Origin of the sequence: Streptomyces sp. NRRL S-1813, from assembly GCF_000719605.1 — a bacterium.
Classification (GTDB): Bacteria; Actinomycetota; Actinomycetes; order Streptomycetales; family Streptomycetaceae; genus Streptomyces; species Streptomyces decoyicus.
Genome location: NZ_JOHB01000010.1, coordinates 102,018 through 126,298, shown reverse-complemented (window position 1 = coordinate 126,298; position 24,281 = coordinate 102,018). Strand labels below are relative to the sequence as shown.

At 72.0% G+C, this 24,281-nt stretch carries 21 protein-coding genes; 3 read left to right on the top strand and 18 right to left on the bottom strand.

Going from position 1 to position 24,281, the window contains the following annotated elements:
• The first annotated feature begins 168 nt into the window (after nucleotides 1-168).
• Nucleotides 169-1,680, top strand: a complete 1,512-nt coding sequence (locus IF67_RS0117195) for an alpha/beta hydrolase (protein ID WP_234341142.1) — start codon at nucleotides 169-171, stop codon at nucleotides 1,678-1,680.
• A gap of 41 nt (nucleotides 1,681-1,721) precedes the next feature.
• Here the strand turns inward: IF67_RS0117195 and IF67_RS0117190 are convergent, their stop codons facing one another.
• The 5 genes from IF67_RS0117190 to IF67_RS0117170 form a co-directional block, all read right to left on the bottom strand.
• Complete coding sequence (locus tag IF67_RS0117190) at nucleotides 1,722-1,949, bottom strand: DUF6458 family protein (protein WP_030079717.1); 228 nt, start codon at nucleotides 1,947-1,949, stop codon at nucleotides 1,722-1,724.
• A 120-nt stretch (nucleotides 1,950-2,069) separates the two neighbouring features.
• Nucleotides 2,070-3,041 (bottom strand): Ku protein, encoded by a 972-nt coding sequence (locus IF67_RS0117185; RefSeq protein ID WP_030986558.1) that lies wholly within the window; start codon nucleotides 3,039-3,041, stop codon nucleotides 2,070-2,072.
• A gap of 149 nt (nucleotides 3,042-3,190) precedes the next feature.
• The gene (locus IF67_RS0117180) at nucleotides 3,191-4,582 is read right to left on the bottom strand and encodes a DUF2252 domain-containing protein (RefSeq protein WP_030986557.1); all 1,392 of its coding nucleotides are present in this window, start codon (nucleotides 4,580-4,582) and stop codon (nucleotides 3,191-3,193) included.
• Nucleotides 4,583-4,608: 26 nt separating this feature from the next.
• The gene (locus tag IF67_RS0117175) at nucleotides 4,609-5,010 is read right to left on the bottom strand and encodes a DUF7144 family membrane protein (RefSeq protein WP_030986556.1); all 402 of its coding nucleotides are present in this window, start codon (nucleotides 5,008-5,010) and stop codon (nucleotides 4,609-4,611) included.
• A gap of 98 nt (nucleotides 5,011-5,108) precedes the next feature.
• Nucleotides 5,109-5,948, bottom strand: a complete 840-nt coding sequence (locus tag IF67_RS0117170) for a hypothetical protein (RefSeq protein WP_030986555.1) — start codon at nucleotides 5,946-5,948, stop codon at nucleotides 5,109-5,111.
• Nucleotides 5,949-6,794: 846 nt separating this feature from the next.
• On the opposite strand from IF67_RS0117170, the gene ligD reads away from it, so the two are divergent.
• A complete protein-coding gene (ligD, locus tag IF67_RS0117165; protein ID WP_030986554.1) occupies nucleotides 6,795-7,748 on the top strand; it encodes a non-homologous end-joining DNA ligase in 954 nt (317 codons plus the stop codon).
• A gap of 93 nt (nucleotides 7,749-7,841) precedes the next feature.
• Here ligD and IF67_RS0117160 read toward each other — a convergent pair whose 3' ends face one another.
• Nucleotides 7,842-8,936, bottom strand: a complete 1,095-nt coding sequence (locus tag IF67_RS0117160) for a cation diffusion facilitator family transporter (protein WP_030986551.1) — start codon at nucleotides 8,934-8,936, stop codon at nucleotides 7,842-7,844.
• 240 nt (nucleotides 8,937-9,176) lie between these two features.
• Here IF67_RS0117160 and IF67_RS0117155 point away from each other — a divergent pair, with 240 nt between their 5' ends.
• Nucleotides 9,177-9,836: a hypothetical protein gene (locus IF67_RS0117155; RefSeq protein WP_030986550.1), complete on the top strand. Its 660-nt coding sequence runs from the start codon at nucleotides 9,177-9,179 to the stop codon at nucleotides 9,834-9,836.
• Between the two features lie 138 nt (nucleotides 9,837-9,974).
• Here the strand turns inward: IF67_RS0117155 and IF67_RS0117150 are convergent, their stop codons facing one another.
• From IF67_RS0117150 to IF67_RS0117095, 12 genes are all read right to left on the bottom strand, one after another.
• Entirely contained in the window at nucleotides 9,975-11,807 is a 1,833-nt protein-coding gene (locus IF67_RS0117150) for a complex I subunit 5 family protein (RefSeq protein WP_030986548.1), read from the bottom strand.
• On the bottom strand, nucleotides 11,804-12,151 hold the full coding sequence (locus tag IF67_RS0117145) for a sodium:proton antiporter (protein WP_030986546.1): 348 nt from the start codon (nucleotides 12,149-12,151) through the stop codon (nucleotides 11,804-11,806). The genes IF67_RS0117150 and IF67_RS0117145 overlap by 4 nt, the downstream gene beginning before the upstream one ends.
• Entirely contained in the window at nucleotides 12,148-12,906 is a 759-nt protein-coding gene (locus IF67_RS0117140) for an MnhB domain-containing protein (RefSeq protein WP_030986544.1), read from the bottom strand. The genes IF67_RS0117145 and IF67_RS0117140 overlap by 4 nt, the downstream gene beginning before the upstream one ends.
• Entirely contained in the window at nucleotides 12,903-13,172 is a 270-nt protein-coding gene (locus tag IF67_RS0117135) for a DUF4040 domain-containing protein (protein WP_030986543.1), read from the bottom strand. Before IF67_RS0117135 ends, IF67_RS0117140 begins: the two co-directional genes overlap by 4 nt.
• Nucleotides 13,165-13,656 (bottom strand): monovalent cation/H+ antiporter complex subunit F, encoded by a 492-nt coding sequence (locus IF67_RS0117130; protein ID WP_037839483.1) that lies wholly within the window; start codon nucleotides 13,654-13,656, stop codon nucleotides 13,165-13,167. Before IF67_RS0117130 ends, IF67_RS0117135 begins: the two co-directional genes overlap by 8 nt.
• Entirely contained in the window at nucleotides 13,653-13,829 is a 177-nt protein-coding gene (locus IF67_RS44250) for a hypothetical protein (RefSeq protein ID WP_199812738.1), read from the bottom strand. The genes IF67_RS0117130 and IF67_RS44250 overlap by 4 nt, the downstream gene beginning before the upstream one ends.
• 119 nt (nucleotides 13,830-13,948) lie before the next feature.
• A complete protein-coding gene (locus IF67_RS0117120) occupies nucleotides 13,949-16,363 on the bottom strand; it encodes a phosphoketolase (protein ID WP_030986537.1) in 2,415 nt (804 codons plus the stop codon).
• Between the two features lie 36 nt (nucleotides 16,364-16,399).
• Nucleotides 16,400-17,365: an LLM class F420-dependent oxidoreductase gene (locus tag IF67_RS0117115; RefSeq protein ID WP_030986536.1), complete on the bottom strand. Its 966-nt coding sequence runs from the start codon at nucleotides 17,363-17,365 to the stop codon at nucleotides 16,400-16,402.
• 52 nt (nucleotides 17,366-17,417) lie between these two features.
• Complete coding sequence (locus IF67_RS41585; RefSeq protein WP_078889478.1) at nucleotides 17,418-17,612, bottom strand: hypothetical protein; 195 nt, start codon at nucleotides 17,610-17,612, stop codon at nucleotides 17,418-17,420.
• Between the two features lie 149 nt (nucleotides 17,613-17,761).
• Complete coding sequence (locus IF67_RS0117105; protein WP_030986534.1) at nucleotides 17,762-22,048, bottom strand: bifunctional nitrate reductase/sulfite reductase flavoprotein subunit alpha; 4,287 nt, start codon at nucleotides 22,046-22,048, stop codon at nucleotides 17,762-17,764.
• 142 nt (nucleotides 22,049-22,190) lie between these two features.
• The gene (locus tag IF67_RS0117100; RefSeq protein ID WP_030986532.1) at nucleotides 22,191-23,423 is read right to left on the bottom strand and encodes an NAD(P)/FAD-dependent oxidoreductase; all 1,233 of its coding nucleotides are present in this window, start codon (nucleotides 23,421-23,423) and stop codon (nucleotides 22,191-22,193) included.
• 87 nt (nucleotides 23,424-23,510) lie between these two features.
• Nucleotides 23,511-24,281: an HpcH/HpaI aldolase family protein gene (locus tag IF67_RS0117095; RefSeq protein WP_030986530.1), complete on the bottom strand. Its 771-nt coding sequence runs from the start codon at nucleotides 24,279-24,281 to the stop codon at nucleotides 23,511-23,513.

Sequence of the window (24,281 nt, the reverse complement as noted above, 5' to 3'; positions counted from 1 at the left end):
CAGGCGGTGACGCCGTCCGGGACCGGCAGCGGCCGCGGCAGGTGTGCGGGAGCCGCGCAACGGCCCTAGGCTCGAAACATGCCGGGAACACGCCGTGCACCGTCTCGTGTGGGAGTAGGGGGAGCGCGGTGTGTTCACCGGCGCAGGGCGCCCGCGGCCGTTGTGGCGGTGGTGGCGCTGCTCGGCACATTCGCCGGAACTCCGGGCGCGGCGGCGGTCGATGACCCCGATCTGACGTCCTTCCACCAGCAGGCACTGGCCTGGGAACCCTGCGGCGAGGACCTTCAGAACGGCGCGCAGAGCGGAGGCGCCGGGCAGCCGGCCGGCTTCCGGAAACGGCTGGAGTGCGCGCGACTGGAGGTGCCGCGGGACTACGGCGACCCCGGACGCAGCACGATGCAGGTCCAGCTGATCCGGCTGAAGGCGACCGGTCCCGGGAAACGGCTCGGCTCGCTGGTGCTCAACCCCGGCGGACCGGGTGCTTCCGGCGTCAACTACCTGATCGACAGCGGGAGCGCCTTCGCGCGGCTGGGGCAGCGCTACGACATCGTCAGCTTCGATCCGCGCGGCACCGGCCACACCGAACCGGTCTCCTGCGGCAGCAAGCTCGCCCCGCCGCCCGGCACCGCCGCCGACAGCCTCGCCGCGAAGGAGAAGCGCATCAACGAGGCCTGCGGGCGCTACTCCGGCGGGCTGCTGAAGTGGGTCGGGACCCCCGATGTCGCCCGGGACATGGACGTCCTGCGCGCCGCGGTCCGCGACGACAAGCTCAACTACCTGGGGTTCTCGTACGGCACCAAGCTCGGTGCCGTCTACGCCCATGAGTTCCCCCACAAGGTCGGCCGGATGGTCCTGGACAGCGTCGAGGACCCGACCAAGAACGCCTGGCAGACCGCGCTGTCCCAGGCCCGGGGCTTCCAGCGGGCGCTGGACGAATTCTCCGCGGGCTGTGTCCGTGTCGCGGGCTGCCCGCTGGGCACCGACAAGAGCAAGGCGGAGGAGCAACTGCGCCGGTGGTACGGGCAGTTGAACGACCGTCCGATGAAGGTGAACGGGGAGACGGTGGACGAGACCACCTATGTGTACGCCTTGCGGGAGGCCCTGTACAGCAGGAGCGTCTGGCCGACGCTGCGTACGGCCCTGGAGCAGCTGCGGCGCGGCGACGGCTCCGGGATCCTGCGCCTGAGCGACGCGGGTGGCAGCAGCGCCGCTCGCGTCGACGGCGTCCCGGCGCGGCCCGTCGGCCGGGACGACCTACCGCCGCAGGACCAGCTGGCCCTCCGGGCGATCTCCTGCCGGGACACCTCGGAACGCTATGGCGAAGACGATTTCCCCCGGGCGGAGCGCGAACTCACGCAGGCTTCCCCGCTCTTCGGCCCGGACATCGCACCGACCCTGCTGGACTGTCACGACTGGCCCGTTGCGGGCGACGACTCCTCCCGTGAGGTCGCGGCGCCCGACGCGCCGCCCCTTCTGCTCGTCGCGACCACCAACGACCCGGCGACCCCCTACGAGGGCGCGTTCCACATGGCCCGTGCGCTGGACAACTCCAGCGTCGTGCTGACCTTCCGCGGTGAGGGCCATGCCGCCTACACCACCGGCGACCCCTGCGTACATCAGCATGTCGACGGCTTCCTGCTGAACGGCACCCTGCCGAAGCCCCATACCGCCTGCGGCTGACGGCCGGGCCCGCCGCGGGGCGAGGACGCGTACGACCACGACTACCTGTAGTAGCGGTTGTCCTCGACATCGACGACCGGGGCGCCGGGGGAGGGCGGCTGGGTACGCCGCCGCTTCAGGATGCTCACATAGGTGGCGAGACCGATGATGCCGACGAGCATCATGATGATCCCCACCAGGTCGACGTTGATCCCGGCAACATGCAAGTCGACGGCGAAGGTGAGGATCGCCCCCACCGCAAGTAGACCGATGCACCCGCCAATACCCATCGTGTCAGCCTCCCTAACTCTCCGGGCAGTGACCCCCGTTGAGGGGCGCGTACCCGGGGGCGGGCGCCTTATGTCCGGACGCGGCGCGGGGCGGCAGCCGGCCGGGGCCCCGGCAAGGGCTCAGCCGGCCCGCCGCCCGCCCCTGCCCGCGGTCTTCTTCGCCGCGGCCGTCTTCTTGGCAGGCGTCTTCTTGGCGGCCGTTTTCGTGGTGGCGGCCTTCTTCGCCGCCGTCTTCTTCGCCGTGCTCTTCTTCGTGGTGCGGCCGGATCCGCCACCGCCCGGGGCACCCTCGGTCTCCTCGTCCTCGCCGCGGGACTTCTTGGCCGCGCGCACGCTGTCCTGAAGGGCCGCCATCAAGTCCATCACCTGGCCGGCCGGCTGCTCCTCACCGGCCGGGAATTCCGGCTCGCGATGCGCCAGCTTCGCCGCCACGATCTCCTCGAGCGCCTCACGGTAGTGATCGTGCACATCGTCTTCCGACAGCTCGCCGAAGGAATCCATGAGCGTCTCGGCGGCCGCCACCTCGGCGGGGGCGACCTCCGGCTGCCGCTCGGGCAGCACCCCGTCCATCGGGCGGATCTGGTGCGGCCACAGCAGCACCTGCATGACCAGCGCGCCCTCCATCGGGCGGATCATGGCGAGCGTCTCCCGCCCGTGCAGCGCGATCTTGCCGAGCCCGACGCGCTGATGCCGTTCCATCGCCTCGCGCAGCAGCACATAGGGCTTGGCCGCGGCGGGGCTGTCGATGCCCAGGTAGTAGCCCTTGCCCATCTGTAGCGGGTCGATGTCCCCGCCGGCGACGAAGGCCAGGATCGTCAGCGTCTTCGCGGTCGGCAGCGGCAGCGCGTCCAGATCGTCGTCGCTCAGCGGTACGACGGTGTCCCTGTCGTCGGGCTTGTAGCCCCGGCCGATCTCGTCCGGGGGGATCTCGACGTCCTCCAGCGAGCACACGGGCTGATTGCGGACCCGTCCGCCGTCCGCCGTATGGATCCGCACAAAGCTGACCGACGTGGAGCTGTCCGTGGCGTTGTACGCGGCGACCGGGATCGTGACCAGGCCGAAGCTGATGGAGAACTTCGCCGTGGGGCGCATGGGGGCCGCCTTCATCGGAGCCATTCGGCACCATGCTAGGCGGGGCGGACGGACCGTACATCCCGGGCGATTCCGGGTGCGCGCCGTTCGGGTGGCGGCGCCCCGGCTGCCGTGCGGCACGGTGCTCGGATGCCCCCGCCCCACCCCGCTCAGGAGGCCGCGGCCGTCACCCGGCCCGCCCGGACCGCCTCCCTGAGCGTCTGGTGGTCGTGCTCGTTCTGGTCCGCGTAACGCTCCGCGAACCGTGCCAGCGCCTCGTCGAAGACCGTGCTCCTGCCGAGGTAGGCGCCGATCGCGATCCGGTCGCCGGACCTGGCGTGCGCCCGGGCCAGGGTGGCCCCGCAGCGTACGGCGAACCGCCGCATACCCGTCGGCACCATCACATCCGTCGGCATGATGCCCTTCCAGTCACGCAATTGGCGTACATAGAAGTCGCGTGGGCGCCCGTCGATGCCGGTGACCCGGTCCCAGCCGAGGAAGATGTCGCCGGCAGCCTGCATCAACCGCTGGCCGGCCACCACGCGTTCGCCCTGGTGGGTGTGCGGGCCGGGGCCGGCGTACGGGGCGAGTACGGACTCATCGGCCTCCTTGGCCTGGAGCAGGAGCGGGTCGTCCATGTCCTTGCCGAGCAGCAGCACGATCCAGCAGCGGGTGCCCACACTGCCGACCCCGACGACCTTGCGGGCCATGTCGACGACCCGGTACTGCTCCAGCAGCCGGCGATGGTCCGAACGCAGTGTGCGGCCGTAGCTCTGGACCAGTCCGTGGATCTGCTCCGTCAGCCGGTCACGCTCGACGTCCGGCAGCAGATCGTCCAGCGGCACGATCAACGGCGGATCGGCGGCGATCCGCACCTGGCCGCCGCTCCTCCGGGTCAGCTTGCGATACGCCTGCACGGTGTCGCGCGTACGGGCTTCCTCGATGGTGCGGGCCAGACCCGCACGGCCCCTGCTGCCCAGCTCATGCGCCTCCTCGGCCTCGACGTCGGCCATATCGGCATGGGCGTACCAGACCTCCAGGGTGCGCATGTCCGCGTAGCGGCGCATCTCCTCGCGGTAGGACGCGCAGGCGGCCCGGACGATGCCGGCCCGGACCTTCTCGGGGAAACCGTTCCCGCGCCCCGCGATGGCGAAGCTGGCCGCCAGCCGTTTGACGTCCCACTCCCACGGTCCTGGCAAGGTCTCGTCGAAGTCGTTGAGGTCGAACATCAGATGGCGCTCGGGGGAGGCCAGCAGCCGGAAGTTCAGCAGATGGGCGTCCCCGCACAGTTGGGTCCGCAGCCCCGTGGACGGTGTCGTGGCCAGGTCCGCCGCCATGATGGCGGCGGCACCGCGGTAGAAGCGGAACGGGGACTCCAGCATCCGTCCGTAGCGAAGAGGCACCAACTCCGGTACACGGAGCGCGGACTGCCGTTCGATGATGTCCACCGGGTCGGCCCGGCCGGCCGCGGGGGTGAACTCCGCATGACGGGTGCGGGGCACTTCGGAGCGAAGTGCCCTGCCTGCTTCCGCGCGTTCCTGCGGGGTGGGTCCGGTGGTCATGACCGTGGCCGGAGGGGGTGTTCAGCTCACCGGGCGGCCGCGGTGCGGTGGTGGTTGTCCGTGCACAGTGCCCAGATGATGAAGATGTCGATGGCGATCAGCACGATGGCCCAGAAGGGGTAGTGGGGGATCCACAGGAAGTTCGCCAGCGCCCCCAGGCCCGCCAGGATGACACCGATCACCCGTGCCCACATCGCGCCCGTGGAGAGCAGCGCGACACCGGCGAGGAGGATGACGATGCCCAGGATGAGATGGATCCAGCCCCATCCCGTCAGGTTGAAGGAGAAAACGTAGTTCTGCGTGGTGACGAAGACGTTGTCCTTGGCGATGGCGGAGATGCCCTCGAAGAAGGCCATCGCGCCACCGAAGATCATCAGGACTGCGGCGAATGCCGTCCATCCGCTCACATCGCGCTTCTGAGTCGCCATGGGTGACTCCTCACTTGAGAAACCTGGCCGTCCATACCGGACCCGCCGGTGGTCATGCAGTTCGTTCCACATTCACACAGGTACCGGTCAGCCGCATGTCAGGGATGTTCGAAGGCCTGGAGCACCCCGGCCACCGCAAAGCAGAGCGCTCCGGTGAGGGTCCCCCAGTTGGCGATGCCGACGCTGACCAGGCTTCCGGTCTCGGGCCGGGTGAAGGCGGCCAGCGCGGCCACCATGAAGAGCACCGAACCGAGCTGATTGAGCGCGACGATCCACCACCCGAGACTGCGCCGTTCGAGGCACAGCCGGCCGTGGCAGACCTCGACGACCGCCAGCTGCCCCGAGATCAGGAACAGCAGACAGCCGACCATGTCCGGCGCCCAGACCAGCCGGTTCATCTGCTGGACCGTCAGCCCCTGGAGAAACGAATCCAGCAGATTGATGCCGAACACCAGTGTGCCCGCGAACAGCACGAAGGTACTCAGCCAGTCGATCCGGCCCGGTTCATAGCTCCACCACCGGAAGCGGTGCGTGGTCAGCGAAGCCGCGGCGCTCTCCCGGCGCGGAGCGTTGATGGCCTGGACGAGGGAGGCATAGCCGCCCAGGGTGAAGAACACGCCGCCGACGAAGTAGATCGTGGCGGTCCCGGTGGCGCTCATCGAGCTGAACTGGGCGAGCGCCGCACCGAGGACGAACAGCGTGCCGCCGAAGGTGAAGGAGCCCGCGGCGACGCCGTTGAGCCTGCGCAGACGGGTCAGTGCCGCGGCGCCGGCGCGCCGCACGCTGCTCTCGGTGGCCCCGGCGGGCCGCACCGCGAGCGTCCCGCGCTTGCGGGCCGCCCGTGACTCCCAGACGGCGGTCTCACCCGCTTCGAGGCGCCAGGTCAGCCGGGTGGTGAACGGTCCCGCACCTTCGGCGCGCTCCTCGGAATGCCCCACCCGCCGAGCCTACCGATCCCGTACGGGAATGCCGGGCAGCGCCTCGTCAGGTCCTCGCCGGGGCCCCGCTGGTCCGCGGGGTGCCGGGCGGCGAGGCGGACGGGGGCGTTCCGGGCGTCCGTGCCGCCCAGGCGCGCACTTCCTCCGTGGCGACGTCGAGCATCTCGGTCCGCGTACGCGCCGCGTCACGCTGCCGTCCGGCCGGACGGACGGCAGCCGAACGGCACGCATACGGCTCCTCGGAGGCGAACCGGTGCCGGTCGGTCTTAATGGTGCGACGGTTCGGCCCGCCGTGCGGTGCCCGGCGCGGGGAGCGGATCGGGCGCGGGTCCGGGCTGCGGTCCGGGCGTCGGTGGCGCCGGGTTCGGCGGGATCGGATCCGGCTCGGGGCCCGGTACCGGCGGGGGCACGGGGTCGGGTCCGGGGGCGGGGACCGGGCCGGGGGCCGGGCCCGGCGTGGGTCCGGGCGGCCCGGGGCCCGGACCCGGAGTCGGCGGGACCGGATCCGGATGGGTGGGGCCTGGCGGTCCCGGTGGCTGTCGCACCGTCATCTGCTCCTCACGCGTCGCTTCCCGGCGGCCGAGCGCCTGACGCTCGCTCCGCGCGGCATGCTGCTCTCCTTGCCGATCCTGCGCCGGCCATGCGCAGCGAGACGCACCGACCCCGCGCAGTGAGACGCACGGGCCCGCTGCGCAGCGAGACGCACGGACCCGCCTTCCCGGCGTACGTACACACTCTGCGACGGCACCGGCCACTCGGCGACAGGGGAGGCGAACGGGCGCGTCGCGCGCAGGGCCACCCGGACGCGGGAGCGTACGACGGCCCGGAGCGGGTAACCCCGCCCGCATGAACGCCACAGAGACGGGCACCGGCACGGATACGGACTCGGACACGGTCCGCGCGGGCCGTCGCACGGTGCGGATCCACCGGCCGGACAAGGTGCTGTTCCCCGACGACGGTCCGACCAAGGCCGATGTCATCGACTACTACGGCCGGGTGGCCGCCTCGATGGTCCCCCAGCTGCGGGGGCGGCCGCTGATGCTGGAACGGCTTCCGGAGGGGCTGGGCGGACCGCAGTTCATGCAGAAGGACACCCCGGACCACTACCCCGACTGGATCCGGCGGGCACGGGTCACCAAGGAGGGCGGCACCGTCACGCATACCGTCTGCGACGACAAGGCGACCCTCCTCTTCCTCGCCGACCAGGCCTGCCTCACCTTCCACCGCTGGCTGTCGCGCGCCGACCGGCCCGACCACCCCGACCGGCTGGTGTTCGATCTCGACCCGCCCGGCCCGGACTTCGAGGCGGTACGGGAGGCCGCCCGGCAGCTCTGTGCGCTGCTCGACGAACTCGGCCTGCCGGCCACCCTGATGACCACCGGATCGAAGGGGCTGCACGTCACCGTCCCGCTGGACGGCCGAAGCGACTTCGACACGGTACGGGGCTTCGCCCAGGAGGTGGCCCAGGTGCTGGCGGGGCGTCACCCGGACCGTCTGACCTCCGCCGTACGCAAGAAGTCGCGCGGCGACCGGCTCTACCTCGATGTGCAGCGCAACGCCTATGCGCAGACGGCGGTCGCGCCCTGGTCGCTGCGGCCCAAAGCCGGTGCCCCGGTTGCCGTGCCGATCAGCCGGAAGCAGCTCGACGATCCCCACATCACCGCACAGACCTGGTCGTTGAAGGATGTCGCGGGCGTCCTGGAGCAGGCGAGGTCGCGGCCGTGGTCCGGGGTGCCGGCCCGCGGGCGTTCGCTGGGCCCGGCACGACGGCGGCTCGACGGGCTGCGGGGGGCGGGGTGAGGTACGTGCACGGGCCGGTGGTGAGCGGCCGGGCGGCTCGCGGAAAGCCGTCCGGCGCCTGCGCGTTTTCGGCCTTCCGGGCGCTGCTCCGCCTCAGCCCTCCGGCCGCCGCTCCGCCTCGTCCTGCTCGGGCTCGCCGTTCACCGCTCTGTCGAGCTGCCGACGCTCCCGCCGGGCCCGTGCGCGGTCCCTCGGTGAGGCTTCCGTGACGTCCAGGAAGAGCTGGTCGGCGATCGGCCAGTTCTCCCGGACGGCCTTCTTCAGCCGCACCAGGACCTCCTCCACCTCCTCGCTGTCCAGCCCGGGGACGAGATCGACACGGGCCGCGACCAGCGTCGACCGGGTCCCCAGCCGCATCGACAGCAGGGTGGTCACCGTGTCGATCTCCGGCTGGGCCTCCAGGAACTCCCGGATGGCCTGCCGCAGCGCCGGGTCGGCGGCCTCGCCGATGATCTGGCCGCGGGACTGCTTGGCGAGCTGGTAGGCGACGAACACCAGCAGCGCGCCGATGATCACCGACGCCCAGGCCTCCCACTGCACCTGGCCGGTGATCATGTGAAGTCCCATGCCGACCATGGCGACCACCACACCGAAACAGGCGGTGGAGTCCTCCGCCAGCACGGTCCGCAAGGCCGGGTCGTCGGCCGCGCGGATCGCCTCCCGCATGCTGCGGCCGTCCTGCCGTGCCTGGCTGCGGACCTGGAGCACGGCGCGGACCAGCGAGGAGCCCTCGGCGACCAGTGCCACGGCCAGCACGATCAGGCCGACGACATAGCCCGTACGGGTCTCCGAACTGCCCGAGCGCAGTGCCTCGATTCCCTGGAAGACGGAGAAACAGCCGCCCATGACGAAAATGCCGACGGCGGCGAGCAGGGACCAGAAGTACCGCTCTTTTCCGTAGCCGAAAGGGTGCTTGCTGTCGGGCGCGCGTTTGCTGCGCTTGAGGGAGGCGAGCAGGAAAATCTCGTTGAGGCTGTCGGCGACCGAGTGCGCGGCCTCGGACAGCAGCGCGGGTGAGGCAGCGAACAGCCCGCCGAGCAGCTTGGCCAGGGCGATCACCAAGTTGGCGCCGAGCGCCACGAGAACGGTGACCGCGGTTTCCGCGTCCTCCTGGTCCTTCTGGTCCTTTGCCCCCTCCTGCTCCGACCGACCGGTGGAGTGAAGCGCAGCCTCAGCGTCCCGGGACAAGCGTCGCCTCCCCGTCGTCGGTCGGACAGCGACGTGAGCGTAGTCGCCCGGACGTGGCCGCGCACCCGCTGCGGGGGCATTGGGCCCCACGGAGCAGTGGCGGTTTCCCGCCCGGCGCACCGGGGAGTGTGACAGCGGATCACCCACGACACGACAAGCGGATCACCCACGACACGACAGAGGGCAGGGCGTGGCCAGGACTTCTCTTCTCGACCTCATGAGCCTCGGCGGGGGCGCCGCATGAGCCCCCGCGGCGGGCAGCGGGCCGTTGCGCGATCCCTGCTGGAGCGGCACGGTGAGACCTTTGCGGCACAGAGCGGGATCCGGCTGGGGAACACGCCGCAACCGCTCTACCAGGTGCTGGTGCTGGCCGGTCTGCTCAGTGCGCGGATCCGCGCCTCCGTGGCGGTGGCGGCCGCGCGCGCCCTGTTCGACGCGGGCATGCGCACACCGCGGCGGATGGCGGAGGCGACCTGGCAGCAACGGGTGGACGCGCTGGGGGAGGGCGGATACCGGCGCTACGACGAGCGCACCGCAACCCAGCTCGGTGACGGGGCCACACTGCTGCTGGACACCTACGGCGGCGATCTACGGCGGATGCGGGAGGAAGCCGGCGGCGACACCGCCGCGCTGCGTGGCGCCCTGCGGAAGGTGCCGGGCCTGGGGCCGGCGGGCTGCGACATCTTTCTGCGTGAGGTGCAGGGCGTCTGGACCGAACTCGCCCCGTATCTCGATGCCAAGGCCGTCCAGGGGGCGGAGCGGCTGGGCCTGCCGGACGACAGTGGGAAGCTCGCGCGGCTGGTCGGGCAGGACGAGACCGCCGCCTTCGCCTCGGGGCTGGTACGCGCGGCGCTGGACCGTTCCGTCGTCGACGACGTACTGGAGGCATCGGGCGCCTGACCCGGCACCCGCGGCGCCACCGACCGGCCGCGGCCACGGGACGCCGCGTGAACCGGTAGCTGCCACTGACGCCACTGACGCCACTGACGGCGCTGACGGTACCGACGGGACTGACGGCACGGAAGCCGTCCGCACCCGTCACACGATCAGTGCCGCCAGCAGAGTGATGCCCGCCAGGAACCAGGCGACATAGTCGCCCACATGACCGGAGTGCAGGCGGCGCAGCGGCGTGGCCCAGCGCGTCGGTTCCCGGCGTTCGGGCCGCCGCACGGCCGGCAGGGCGAGCGCCGTGGCCAGCGCGGTGGCCAGCAGGCCCCACAGCACACCGGCCATGGTCCAGTGCGGCGGGGGAGTGAGGGCGGGCTCCGCCGCCCGGCCGTACAGGACGGCCGTGAGGTATCCGGCGTGGTCGGTGAAGGCGTCGGCGGCCCGGCCGACGCCGGCGCGCAGGGCCGGGACCAGCCCCACCGCCAGCGCCCCGGCGAGCAGCGCCGTGGGCACGATGAGCATGCTGTCCGGGATCCGGGAGAGCCGCCCGCCACGGGTCTCCGGCTCCTCCTCTTTCCCGGTCGTCTCGGCGTCGTCGTCGGCCGGGCGGGACTCCGGGGCCGCGCTCTCCGGAACCGGCCCCAGCCCCAGGAACACCCGCGCCCCGGCCCGCAGCACCGCGCCCCCGGTGACCGCCGAGACCAGCACGCACAGCGCCGTCGCCCAGCCGCCCGCCGCCTCTTCGATGACGGCCTTGCCCAGCGCGGTGCCGAACGGCGGCAGCCCGGCGAGCGCCAGCCCGCCGACGCCGAACAGCACGCCCGCCCAACGGAGTTCCCGCCCCTTGCCGTGCAGCTGGAGCTCGTCGACGCTGCCGAACCGGTCCAGCAGAATTCCCGCACAGGCGAAGAGCGCGGCCTTCACCCCGGCATGCGCCAGCACGTACAGGGCGACGCCGCCGAGCCCCTCCGGGGTGAGCGTCGCGAGGCCCACCAGGAACATTCCGGTGTGCGCGATGGTGGAGTAGGCCAGCAGCCGCTTGAGATGGCGCTGCTGCCAGCACATCACCGCACCCAGCACGGCCGTCAGCACGCCCAGGGCCAGCAGAGCCCGGTGCGCCGCGGGCGCCGGGATGCCGCCGGGGCCGGCGAAGACCGTCCAGTAGACGCGGGCCGTGCCGTACAGGCCCAGCTCGACCATGACCCCGGACAGCAGCATGCACACCGGCGTCGGCGCCACCGCATGCGCATCGGCGAGCCAGAAGTGGAACGGCACCGCCGCGGCCTTGACCAGCAGACCGGTGACGACGAGGACGAAGGAGGCGATCACCAGCGCGTCCGGGCCGCCGGGGCGTGCATCGAGGGCGCTGCCGATCTGGGCGAGGCCGAGTTCGCCGGTCCGGGCGTAGAGCAGCCCGATGCCCAGCAAGCTGGTGTAGGCGCCGAGGGAGTTGACGAGGGCGAACACCAGCGCCCCCTGGACCGCGCGGGCCTCCTCGACGCGGTAGCCCGTCAGCGCATACGCGACGACGCCCATCAGCTCGAAGAAGACAAAGGCGTTGAAGAGGTCCCCGGTGAGCGAGAAGCCGCACATGCCCGCCTGGAAGAGCAGCACCAGGGCGGGGAAGGAGCCGGCATGGCGGCGTGGCGGTTCGTCGAAGTACCGCCAGGCGTAGGCGAGGGCGGCCAGTGCCAGCAGCGAGACCAGCGTGGCCAGGCCGAGGCCGATGCGGTCGCCGACCAGCACGATGCCCACGCTCGCCCCGCCGTGCGGCCGCCACCCGCCCAGCCACTCCACGGGCCGTGCGGTGGAGGACGGCGTGGCGCCCGAGGCGTACAACGCGAGCGTCGCGGCGCCCGCGGCGAAAAGGCACCCCAGCATCTCCGCCGCGTACCGGGGCAGCCGGCGGCCCGCGCCGACCAGCACCGCCGCGCCGAACAGCGGAGTGGCCACGATCAGCGGCAGGGTCTGCGCGACGCTCACCCGCGCAGCTCCGAGAGTTCGTCCGGATCCACCGTCCGGTGCCGCTTGGCGACCTGGATGACCAGGGAGAGCAGCAGCGCGGTGACGGTCGCCCCGATGACGATGTCGGTGAGGGTCAGGGCCTGCACGACGGGATCGACGACGGGGCGCGAGCCCGGCGCGATGTCGGAGAAGACCGGGGCGGTGCCGCCGTCCCGGTACCCGATGGCGAGCAGCAGCACATACGTCGAGGACTGGCAGACGGCGAGGCAGCCCACGGCGTGGATGAGGTTGCGGCTGGTGGCCAGCCCGTAACAGCCGATCAGGAACAGCCACGCCGCGATCACATACGACAGCACACTCATGCCCTCGCCTCCGCCTCGTCGTCCCGGCCTTCGCTCTCGATCTCCACGGCCTGGTCCAGGAAACGGGCCAGCAGCACGACCACCCCGCACGCCACCTCCACGCCGATGGCGGCGTTGAGCAGCGGAACGGTGCCCCCGGAGGAGAGCGTGTTGAAGGTGCCGTAGGGAAGGAAGTTGGCCAGGAACGCCGCCCCGGTCAGCAGCGCGGCCGCGCCCACCAGCAGATAGGCGGCCTCGCCCGCGGCGTCCGCCACCTCGTACATGCCGACCGGTCTGATCCTCTCCAGCGCCCGGTAGTCCACGGCGATGTAGAGCAGATGCAGCGAGGTGGCGACCACGACCCCGCCCTGGAAGCCGCCGCCGGGGCTGAGCTGGCCGTGCGCGATGACGTACAGGCCGATGAGCAGGGTGACGGGCAGCGCGATCAGCGCATAGCGGCGCACCGGCGGCGCGACCCGGACCGGCTCCGGGGGCAGCCGGTCCTCGTCGCGGGTCTGCCGCAGCAGGGTGACGGTGCCCACGACCGAGGCGAACAGGATGGACTCCTCACCGAGGGTGTCAAAGGCGCGCTGGTCGAAGTTGACGGAGGAGACGGTGTTGGCGGTGTGCCGGGCGAGCGCGGCATGGACGGCCCGGTCGCCGTACGGATGCCACAGGCCGCCGAACGCGGGCAGATCGAAGCAGGCCAGGAGGAACAGCACGGTCACGCCCAGGCCGCCGGCGGCCAGCACACACAGCCGCAGCCGCATGCTCATTCGTGCTCCTCCCGGCGCTCGCTGCGCGCCTTGCGCCGGACCTTGCGCACGGACAGCAGCACCATCAGCGGGGTCAGCGCCGAGCCGACCGCCAGCTGGGAGAGCGCGACATCGGGGGCCTGGAGCAGCAGGAAGAGGGCGGCCAGCGCGAGGCCGAGCAGGGACAGCAGAAAGGACTGGCGTACCGGGTCGCGCACCAGGACGGTGGCGGTCCCGGCGACGGCCACCAGGACCAGGCCGAGGAGCAGCGGCAGGTCGTCAGCCATCGGACATCCCTTCCGCGGGCCCGGTCCGGCCGTGCCCGGTGCTGACGGCGGCGGTCACCGCGCGGGCGGCCACCCGGCTCCCCATCATCAACAGCACGCCGATGACCAGCAGTTTCACCAGCGCTCTGCCGGGTCCGGCGGCCACGCACAGCGGCAGCACCACCGCGGGCACCGCGACGTAGGTGAGCGCTGTGACCGTGAGCAGGGTGCGCGGCCGCGGCGGACGGTCCGCCAACCGGTCGGCGAGCAGCCGCACATAGAGCAGCGTGCCGGCCGGCCCCAGCACCGCGAGCACCAGCGCCGGATCGACATACGCCGGGCGGCCGTAGCCCTGGGCCAGCAGCAGGACGACGAGGCTGAGCAGCGTGGTGACCAGGTTCTGGGCAGGCACCCGCCGCCGGACCGGGCCGGTGGCGGCGCCGTACGCGGCCGGGACGACGCCGCACAGCAGGAGCGCGGTGCCCGCTGCGGTCCACCCGTTCACCGGCGCTCCGTCGCGCGGCGCGCCCCGCAGGCCGCCGCGGCGGCGAGCAGCGCGGCGCCGGCGCCGACCGCCCATTCCAGAGTGCCGACGGGACCGATCAGTACGATCCAGAGTCCGGTCAACACCGCCCACCATCCGATGAGTTCGGCGCCGGTCGTCAGCCGTCGAGCCATCCGCGCACCTCCTGAGGCCCGGGTACCCGGGCCTCAGGCTCACATGCGGGGGCCCGGCCGCCCGGTCACCGCGCCGCGTGTCACTCCGTCGGGGGCGGCCATCGGGCAGCCGTGCGCCGTCAGCCCGCCCAGGTCCAGTCGGCGACCTCCGGCAGGTCGGTGCCGTGCTCCCGGATCCAGGCGTGGTGGCGGGTACGGACGTCCGCCATCGCCTGCCGCAGCGCGATGGCGCGCACCCCGAGGCCCGGCACCCGGTCGATCACATCCATCACCAGCCGGTACCGGTCCAGATCGTTGCGGACGACCATGTCGAAGGGCGTGGTGGTGGTGCCCTCCTCCTTGTAGCCGCGGACGTGCAGATTCTCGTGCCCGGCGCGGCGGTAGCAGAGGCGGTGGATCAGCCACGGATAGCCGTGGTAGGCGAAGACGACTGGTTTGTCGCGGGTGAACAGCGCGTCGTACTCGGGGTCCGGCATACCGTGCGGATGCTCGCCCGACGGCAGCAGCCGGGCCATGTCGACGACATTGACCACCCGCACCGCCAGCTCCGGCAGATGCCGGCGCAGCAGATCGGCCGCCGCCAGCGTCTCCTGCGTGGGCACGTCCCCCGCGCAGGCCAGTACGACGTCCGGCTCGCGGCTGCCGTCCTCGGTGCCCGCCCACTCCCAGGCGCCGGCGCCGCGCGCGCAGTGGGTGCGGGCCTCGTCGAGGGTGAGCCAGTCGAAGCCCGGCTGTTTGCCGGCCACGATCACATTGACGTAGTCGCGGCTGCGCAGCGCATGATCGGCGACCGAGAGCAGGGTGTTGGCGTCCGGCGGCAGATAGACCCGGACCACCTCCGGGCTCTTGTTGAGGATGTGGTCGACGAAGCCGGGGTCCTGGTGCGAGAAGCCGTTGTGGTCCTGCCGCCAGACATGGGAGGTGAGCAGGTAGTTCAGTGAGGCGATGGGACGCCGCCAGGGCAGCCGGCGCGCGGTCCGCAGCCATTTGATGTGCTGGTTGACCATGGAGTCGACGATGTGCGCGAACGCCTCGTAGCTGGAGAAGAGCCCGTGCCGGCCGGTGAGGAGATAGCCCTCCAGCCACCCCTGGCACAGATGCTCGGAGAGCACCTCCATGACCCGGCCGTCGCGCGCGAGATGCTCGTCGGTGCCGAGCGTTTCGGCCTGCCAGGCCTTGCCGGTGGCGTCGTAGAGCGCCTCCAGGCGGTTCGACGCGGTCTCGTCGGGGCCCACGACACGGAAGTCCCGGCGCTCGGCGGTGGCCTCCATGACCGCCTCCAGCAGCCCGCCCAGCACCCGGGTCGGCTCGTGCAGCTCGCTGCCGCGCTTGGTCACCTCCACCGCGTACCGCTCCAGTGGCGGGACGGGCAGATCGCGCAGCAGCAGACCGCCATTGGCGTGCGGCGAGGCGCCCAGCCGGCGCGACCCCTCGGGCACACAGGCGAGGACCTCCGGACGCGGCCGGCCCTCGTCGTCGAACAGCTCGTCGGGCCGGTACGAACGCAGCCAGTCCTCCAGCTGCCGCAGATGCTGGGCGTTCTCGCGTACGCCCGGCAGCGGGACCTGGTGGGCGCGCCAGGTGCCCTCGACGGGCTGCCCGTCGACCTCGTGCGGACCGGTCCAGCCCTTGGGCGTACGCAGCACGATCATGGGCCAGCGGGGGCGCTCGGTCACCCCTTCGGTGCGGGCCCGGCGCTGGATGGCGGCGATCCGGTCCAGCGCCTGGTCCATGGCGGCGGCCATCTCCTGGTGGACCGCCGCCGGATCGTCGCCGGTGACATGGATCGGCTCGTGACCGTAGCCGCGCAGCAGCGCATCCAGCTCGTCCTGCGGAATCCGGGCGAGCACCGTCGGGTTGGCGATCTTGTAGCCGTTCAGATGCAGCAGCGGCAGCACCGCGCCGTCGTGCACCGGGTCCAGGAACTTCGTGGCGTGCCAGGACGCGGCGAGCGGCCCGGTCTCCGCCTCGCCGTCGCCGACCACACAGACGACGAACAGCTCCGGGTTGTCGAACGCCGCGCCGTAGGCGTGGGTCAGGGAGTAGCCCAGCTCGCCGCCCTCATGGATCGAGCCCGGGGTCTCCGGCGCGACATGGCTGGGCACCCCGCCGGGGAACGAGAACTGCCGGAACAGCCGGGCCATGCCCTCGCCGTCCCGGCTGACATCGGGATAGGTCTCCGCGTACGTGCCGTCCAGCCAGGAGTTGGCCACCACGGCGGGGCCGCCGTGCCCCGGCCCCCACACGCACAGGGCGTCCAGCTCGCGGGCCTTGATGACGCGGTTGAGGTGGGTGTGGACCAGGTTCAGGCCGGGCGAGGTGCCCCAGTGGCCCAGCAGCCGCGGCTTGATGTGCTCGGGGCGCAGTGGCGCCGTCAGCAGCGGATTGGCCATCAGATAGATCTGCCCGACGGCCAGATAGTTGGCGGCCCGCCAGTGGGCGTCGAGACGGTGCAGCTCGGCGGCGTCCAGGGGCCCCGGCGCCGCCGGTGCCGCGCTCGTTCCCGCGCCTGCCGGGTTTTCCGCATCCTGCATGCTCATCTCCCTGTCACGGTGGCGTGCAACGGGCGTTCACAGCGTGCGCAGTGCGGGCAGCAGCTCGGCCTCGGCCCACTCCAGGAACGGCTCCTGGTGCGCGCCGCCGATCTGGACCAGGGCGACCTCTGTGAAGCCCGCGTCCACATAGGCGCGTACCGCGTCGACGAAGCGGCCGACGTCGTCGCCGCACGGGAAGGCCTCCGCGACGTCCTCGGGCCGTACGAACTCCGTCATCGCGTCGAATCCGGCCGGGCCCGGCAGCTCGGCATTGACCCGCCAGCCGCCGACCGCCCAGCGGAACTGCTCGTGGGCCCGCGCGATGGCCGCCTTGCGGTCGGGGTCGTAGCAGACGGGCAGCTGGCCGATCCGCGGTTTGTCCTGGCCGCCGTGCCGGTCGAAGGTGGTCAGCAGCTCGCCCTTGGGCTCGGTGGCGATGACCAGATCGCCCAGCCGGCCCGCGATCTCGCAGGACCGGGGGCCCGAGACGGCCACACCGATCGGCGGCGGCACCTCGGGCAGATCCCAGAGTCTGGCGTGCACCACGTCGAAGTGGGTGCCGTGGTGGGTGACCTCCCCGCCGTGGAACAGCGCCCGGATGATCTCGATCGCCTCGGCCAGCTGGTCCAGCCGTACGGGCGCGGCGGGCCACCCCGCACCCACCACGTGCTCATTGAGGTTCTCGCCGGAGCCGAGCCCCAGCCGGAACCGGCCGCCGGAGAGCAGCTGCATGGTCGCGGCCTTCTGGGCGATGACGGCGGGGTGGTAGCGGGTCGTCGGACAGGTCACATAGGTCATCAGCGGGATGCGGGTGGTCGCCTGCGCCGCGGCGCCCAGCACGCTCCAGGCGTACGGTGAGTGGCCCTGGGAGGCCAGCCACGGAAAGTAGTGGTCGGAGGTCACCGAGAAGTCGAAGCCGGCCCGCTCGGCGCCCACCACATGCTCCACCAGCGCCCGGGGCCCGGCCTGTTCGGTCATCATTGTGTATCCGACATCCACCATTCCATCCACCTTGCTGGGGGTGCGCAGGGCGTGCAACCGGGGAGGTTCCGGCTCAGTCGGGCGGCTCGGGGGCCGGGTGGTCGCCCGGCTCCGCACCCGGGGGCTCCTCAGGATTCGGGCCCGGCTCATCCGGCTCCGGCTCGGCCGGGACCGGGTCACGCGGCACCGGCTCCGGCTCGCTCGGCACGGCCCCGGGCCCCCTGGGCGTCGGTTCGGTGGTCATGGCGGGGACAGTTTTCAAGGTCATAGCGCTCTCCTTCCTCACCATCGTCCGTCCAATGCACGTGGTCGGCCCGTTCAGGAAAAAAATCCGAAGGCGCCTTCACGGAGCGCTCCGTTCATGACGGGAACGCACACGGCCGTCCGTGCCCACCGGGCCCCGCGTCGGCAGGTTCCTCAGTACACGTCACGTACGTAGCGCTTCTCGGCGGCGAGCTGCTTGACGTAGCCGGCGGCCGCCTCCTCCACGAGACCGCCGTGGGCGACGGCGATGTCCCGCAGTGCCCGGTCGACGTCCCTGGCCATACGGGACGCCTCACCGCACACATAGAAATGGGCGCCGTCCTGGAGCCAGGACCACAGCTGGGCGCCGTGTTCGCGCATCCGGTCCTGGACGTAGACCTTGGCGCGCTGATCGCGGGAGAAGGCGGTGTCCAGCCGGGTGAGCAGGCCGTCGCCGCACAGCCGGCCGAGTTCCTCCTCGTGGTAGAAGTCCGTGGCGCGGCGCTGCTCGCCGAAGAAGAGCCAGTTGGGGGCGCGGTGGCCGAGGGCCCGCCGCTCCTCCAGGAAGCCGAGGAAGGGGGCGACGCCGGTCCCGGGGCCCACCATCACCATCGGGGTGGCCGGATCGGCCGGCGGACGGAAATGGGCGGCGCGCTGCACGAACACGGGCACCGGGCTGTTGGATTCCGCATCGGCCAGGAACGTGGAGGCCACGCCCTTGCGCGGACGCCCCCGGCGGTTCTCGTAGCGGACCACGGACACCGTCAGACGCACGAGAGCGGGATCGGTCAGCGGGCTCGACGAGATGGAGTAGAGCCGGGGCTGGAGGCGGGTGAGGACGTCGGCCCACTCCGCCGCACCGGCCCGGACGGGGTGTTCGGCGAGGACGTCGACGGCCTGCCGGCTCCAGGTCCACTGGGCCAGCTCGCCCTTGTTGTCGGGCCGCAGCAGCTTCTTGAGGGTCCGGTCACCGGTGCGTTCGGCAACGAGCCGGAGGAGCCCGGGGGTGATCTTGGCGATGTCCAGATGGCGGTGCAGGGCCTCGCCCAGCGGCACCGTGCCCAGGCCCGTGAGGTCGACGGTGGCGGCGGGGTCGAGACCGGTGACGGCCAGCCACTCCGCGACCAGATCGGGGCAGTTCCGCGGCAGTACGCCGAGTGCGTCGCCCGCCTCGTACGCCAGCGGTGTGCCGTTGCCGTCCCGGGTGTCGAAGGTGAACTGCCGCACCTCCTTGGTGGCCCCGGCACGGCTGAGCAGCCGGTTGCCGACGAGACGGGCGGCGGCGGGTGCGGCCTTGGAGGGGCGGGCGGGGGCCGGCGCCTCGGGAGCCGGTGCCGCACCCGCTGCGGCGGCGCCCGCCTTCCCCGTGGTGCCGCGCTCGGCCCCGCCGCCCTGCTCCGCGTCGGCCTCCAGGGCGGTGAGCACCCGGTCGAGCCACTGCCCCGCCGGCTGCTCGTAGTCCGGTTCGCAGTCCGTACGCGGCACCAGCCGCACCGCGCCCAGTTCGGCGAGCCGGGTGTCCAGCCGGCGTCCGTGGCCGCAGAAATCGTCGTACGAGGAATCGCCCAGTGCGAGGACGGAGTAGCGCACCCCGTCCAGCCGCGGGGAGTCCGGTGCACTGAGGGTCTCCCAGAAGCCGGTCCCGTTGTCGGGGGCGTCGCCGTCACCGAAGGTGCTGGTGACCAGGAGCAGATCGGCGCCGGGCGGCAGGGCGGCCGGGGCGCTGTCGGCCATGCTCAGCAGCTTCGCTTCCCGTCCGCTGCCCGTCAGCCGCCGGGCCGTGTCGGCGGCGACCTCCTCCGCGTTGCCGGTCTGTGAGGCCCACAGTACGAGGACCGTACGGGCGGGCGTGTCACCGGACGCTTGGGCGGGGGCGTCCGCCGGGTCCGGTGCGGTGGCCGGCCGGTCCGGGGTGCGCGAAAACATCCCGGCCAGCACGCCGTTGACCCACAGCGCGCTCTCCGGACCGAAGGGCGCCCGGTCGGGCAGTACGGGCGTGCCGGCGGTGGGAGCGGAACCCAGCCCGGCGAGAAAGCCGGAGAGGTAGCGGCGTTCGTGCTCGGCCAGCACCGGCGGTGCGGTATCGGCGAGCTGGAACATCCCGGCCAGCACCCCGACCGCACCACCCGTACCGGAGCCCTGGCCCGTACCGCTGTCCTGGCCTGCACCGGAGCCCGGGAATGCCCCCGGGCCCTGGCTCGCACCCGCTCCGGGTGCGCCGCCCGTGTGTGCCGTGCCCGCCCCGCCGTGCCCGCCTCCCGCCTCGCCCGCGACCCTGGCCAGCGAGACCGCGCACACCTTGAACTCGGGCTGGAAGGAGACCGGATCGACCGCGTCATGGGTCACCGCATTGACGCTGAGGTACTCGCCGAACAGATCGTTCCAGTGGAACGGCGCGAAGCAGTTCCCGGGCCTCACCCGGTCGGTCAGTACGGCGGGCAGCACCGCCCGGCCGCGCCGCGAGGCGACCTCGACCGTGTCGCCCTCCGCGATGCCCAGCGCCTGTGCGTCCTGCGGATGGAGTTCCACGAAGGGGCCGGGGTTGAGCTTGTTCAGCTTGGCGACCTTGCCGGTCTTGGTCAGGGTGTGCCACTGGTGGGGCAGCCGGCCGGTGTTGAGTACGTACGGGAAGTCGTCGTCGGGCAGCTCGGCCGCCGGAAGGTGGGGACGGGCGAAGAACACGGCCCGGCCACTGGCGGTGGGGAAGGACAGCCGGGGGCGGGTGCCGTCCGGCCGCTCGTCCAGCGTCTGGCTGACGCCGTCGTTGAGGTAGCGCAGCGGATTGCGGGCGGGCCCGTCGGCGGCCGCGCTGGGCCACTGCACGGGGGTCTGCCGCAGCCGCTCATAGCTCACCCCGCGCAGGTCGTAGCCGGTCTGCGGGTTCCAGGCGCGTTTGATCTCCTCGAATATCTCCTCCGCGCTCTCGTACCCGAAGGCGTCCTCGTACCCCATCTCGCAGGCGATCCGGGCGATGATCCGCCAGTCCGGCCAGGCCTCGCCCGGGGCATCGGCGGCCTGCCGCACCAAGGTCAGATTGCGCTCCGAGTTGACCATCACGCCCTCGGCCTCGGCCCACATGGCGGCCGGCAGCACCACATCGGCGTACGCATGGGTCTCGGTCTCCGCGAACACGTCCTGCGAGACGACGAACTCGGCCGCCTCGAGCCCCTCGATGACCGTCCGGCGGTTGGCGACCGAGGCGACGGGGTTGGTGCAGATGATCCAGCACGCCTTGATGTCCCCGTCCGCCATCTGCCGGAACATCTCGACGGTGCCCTGGCCTGGCCCGTCCGCCCGCAGCGCCCCCGCCTCCAGCCCCCACAGCTCCTCGACGAAGGCCCGGTCCCCGTCCACCAGCGTCGAGCGCTGGCCGGGCAGGCCCGGCCCCATATAGCCCATCTCGCGGCCGCCCATCGCGTTGGGCTGGCCGGTGAGCGAGAACGGTCCGCTGCCGGGGCGGCAGATCGCACCGGTCGCCAGATGCAGGTTGATCAGTGCGTTGGTGTTCCAGGTGCCATGGGTGCTCTGGTTCAGGCCCATGGTCCAGCAGCTCATCCAGTCGCCCGCGGCCGCTATCCACTCCGCGGCCCGGCGGAGGCCGTCCTCCGGTATCCCGGTGAGCTCCGCGACGGTCGCGGGCGGATAGTCCCGGAGGAAGTCCGGCATCGCCTCCCAGCCCTCGGTGTGCTCGGCGATGAACTCCGCGTCGACGGCGCCGTTCTCGACCAGCAGGTGCAGCAGGCCGTTCAGCAGCGCCAGATCCGTACCCGGCGCGATCTGGAGAAACAGATCGGCCTTGGCCGCGGTGGCGGTGCGCCGTGGATCGACCACGATCAGCTTGGCGCCCGCCTTGACCCGTTCCATCATCCGCAGGAAGAGGATCGGATGGCAGTCGGCCATGTTCGAGCCGATGACGAAGAAGACGTCGGCATGCTCGAAGTCCTGATACGAACCGGGCGGGCCGTCCGCGCCCAGCGACAGCTTGTAGCCGCTGCCCGCGCTCGCCATGCACAGCCGGGAGTTGGACTCGATGTGCCGGGTGCGCACAAAACCCTTGGCGAGCTTGTTCGCCAAGTACTGGGCCTCCAGGGTCATCTGACCGGAGACGTAGAGGGCGAGGGCGTCCGGGCCGTGCTCGTCGACGATCTCGCGCAGCCGCCCGGCGGTCCGTTTGACCGCCGTCTCCATCGCCTCGGCCACCGGCTCGTCGCCGCGGTCCGCGCGCACCAGGGCGGTCGACAGCCGCCCCGGCGCGGCGAGCAGCTCGGCGCTGGTCGCGCCCTTCGTGCACAGCCGTCCGCCGTTCGCCGGGTGCGCCTTGTCGCCGGCCGCCTTGCGGACCGTCCGCCGCCCGTCCGGGCCCGTCCCGACATCCAGCACGATCCCGCAGCCGACACCGCAGTACGAGCACGCCGTGCGCACCTGCGTGATGCTCTCTGCCGGTGTTTCCGGTGCGGTCACGGGCGGTCCCCTTCGTGGTCGGATGTTCCGCTCCACGGTAGGAATCGCCCGTTAACCAGGTGTCACGTCAAGAGATCAACCGTCGTTACGGCGCCCACACAGTCACCCGCGGCGCCGCGTGAGAACAGCCGCCGGCCGCCGCTCAGGGGACCAGATCCGCCAGCGGCACGTCCGTATCGGCGAGCCGCCCGGGGTCCACGGCCCGCCCGCTCGCCACCAGGGCCCGGATCGGCTCGGTGACGTCCCAGACGTTCACATTCATCCCGGCCAGCACCCGGCCGCCGGAGAGCCAGAAGGCGATGAACTCACGGGTGCCGGTGTCGCCGCGGAAGACGACCCGGTCATAGCCCTCCGGCCCGACGTACCCGGTGTACTCCATGCCGAGGTCGTACTGGTCGGTGAAGAAGTACGGCAGCCGGTCGTAGCGGACCTCCTGGCCCAGCATGGCCTTGGCGGCGGTCTGCGGCTGGTGGAGGGCGTTGGCCCAGTGTTCGACGCGCAGGTGCCTGCCCAGGAGGGGGTGGTAGGCGTTGGCGACATCGCCGGCGGCGTAGATGTCCGGGTGGGAGGAGCACAGCCGCTCGTCCACGACGACACCGTTGTCGACCTTGAGCCCGGCCTCGGCGGCCGTCTCGCTGTTGGGGGTGATCCCTACGCCGACGATGACCGCGTCGGCCGCGATACGGGTGCCGTCGGCCAGCCGCACCCCGTCCACGGCGCCGTCCGTACCGGTGATCTCCGTGACCTGGGTACCGCAGCGCAGCGCGACACCGTGCTCGGTGTGCAGATCGGCGAAGATCTGGGCGGCCTCGCGGCCCAGCACCCCCAGCAGCGGCAGCGGCGCCGCCTCCAGCACGGTCACCTCGACCCCTGCCGCGCGCGCGGCGGCCGTGGTCTCCAGGCCGATCCAGCCGCCGCCGATCACCACGATCCGGGACGCGGTCCGGAAGACCTCCTTGAGGCGGTCGCTGTCCGCCAGGCGCCGCAGCATGTGGACCCCGTCGAGGTCGGCGCCGGGCACCGGCAGCGGGCGCGGTGTGGAGCCGGTGGCCAGCAGCAGCTTGGCGTAGCCCAGCCGGCTGCCGTCGGCGAGGGTCACCTCGTGGCCGGCCGGGTCGAGGGCGGTGACGGCGTTGCCCAGGCGCAGATCGACCTCGTGGTCGGCGTACCACTGCGGCGGATGGGCGTACACCTTTTCCTTCTCGGTGGTGCCCAGGAGATAGCCCTTGGACAGCGGAGGACGCTCGTAGGGACGCTCGCTCTCGTCCCCCAGCAGCACCACGGGGCCCTCGAAGCCTTCCGCGCGCAGCGTCTCCGCGGCCTTCGCGCCGGCCAGCCCCGCTCCCGCGATGATGAATGCCGTGTTCTGGGCCATGTACCGCTCAGCTCCTTCGGACGATCGGTTACCCGGTCATCAGTTACCCGCCCGGAGCCCGTGCAGGTACCGCCGAAGGAGTTGCCGTCACTCCCGCCCGGCGGTCCGCTCCCGGTGTGCCCGCAGCGCACGCGCCGCCAGATCGCGGTCCTCGCCCAGGACGAAGGCCGTGACGCCGTCGGCGCGCCACTCGGCGCGGCGCTCCGGCGTGGTGGACATGGCACAGAAGGGAACGGAGTGGCGGGCGCAGGAGCCGCGCAGGGTGCGGACGGCCTCCTGGACGCGGGGGTGGCGGACCTGCCAGGGGACTCCGTAGGACTGGGAGAGGTCCCCGGGACCGGGCAGGACGAGGTCGACGCCGCCGGGGGCGAGGATCTCGTCGATCGCCGCCACGCCCTCGGCGTCCTCCAGGAGCGCCACGACCATGATCTCCGCGTTGGCCCGGCGGATGTACTCGGCCGGGTCGATACGGCCGAAGCCGGGACCCCGTCCGCCGTTGAGGGAGCGCATGCCCTCGGGCGCGTAGCGGGCGGCGCGGATCGTGCCGTCGATGTCCGCGCGCCGGCGTACGTGCGGGACGACGATGCCCATCGCCCCGGCGTCCAGGGCGCGCAGCACGGCACCGGGGTCGGCCTCGGGAACCCGGACGAAGGGCGTGAGCCCGGTCGTCTCGGCGGCCCTGATGAGGTTCTCCAGCCGCTGCGGGTCGACGAGGGTGTGCTCGGTGTCCAGGATGACGAAGTCATAGCCGGCGCAGCCGATCATCTCGACCATCGTGGGCTCGGGAAGCGTGCTGAAGAGCCCGTAGACCTCCTCGCCCGCACCGAGCTTCTGCCGGACCTCGTTGGGGCGCAGCAT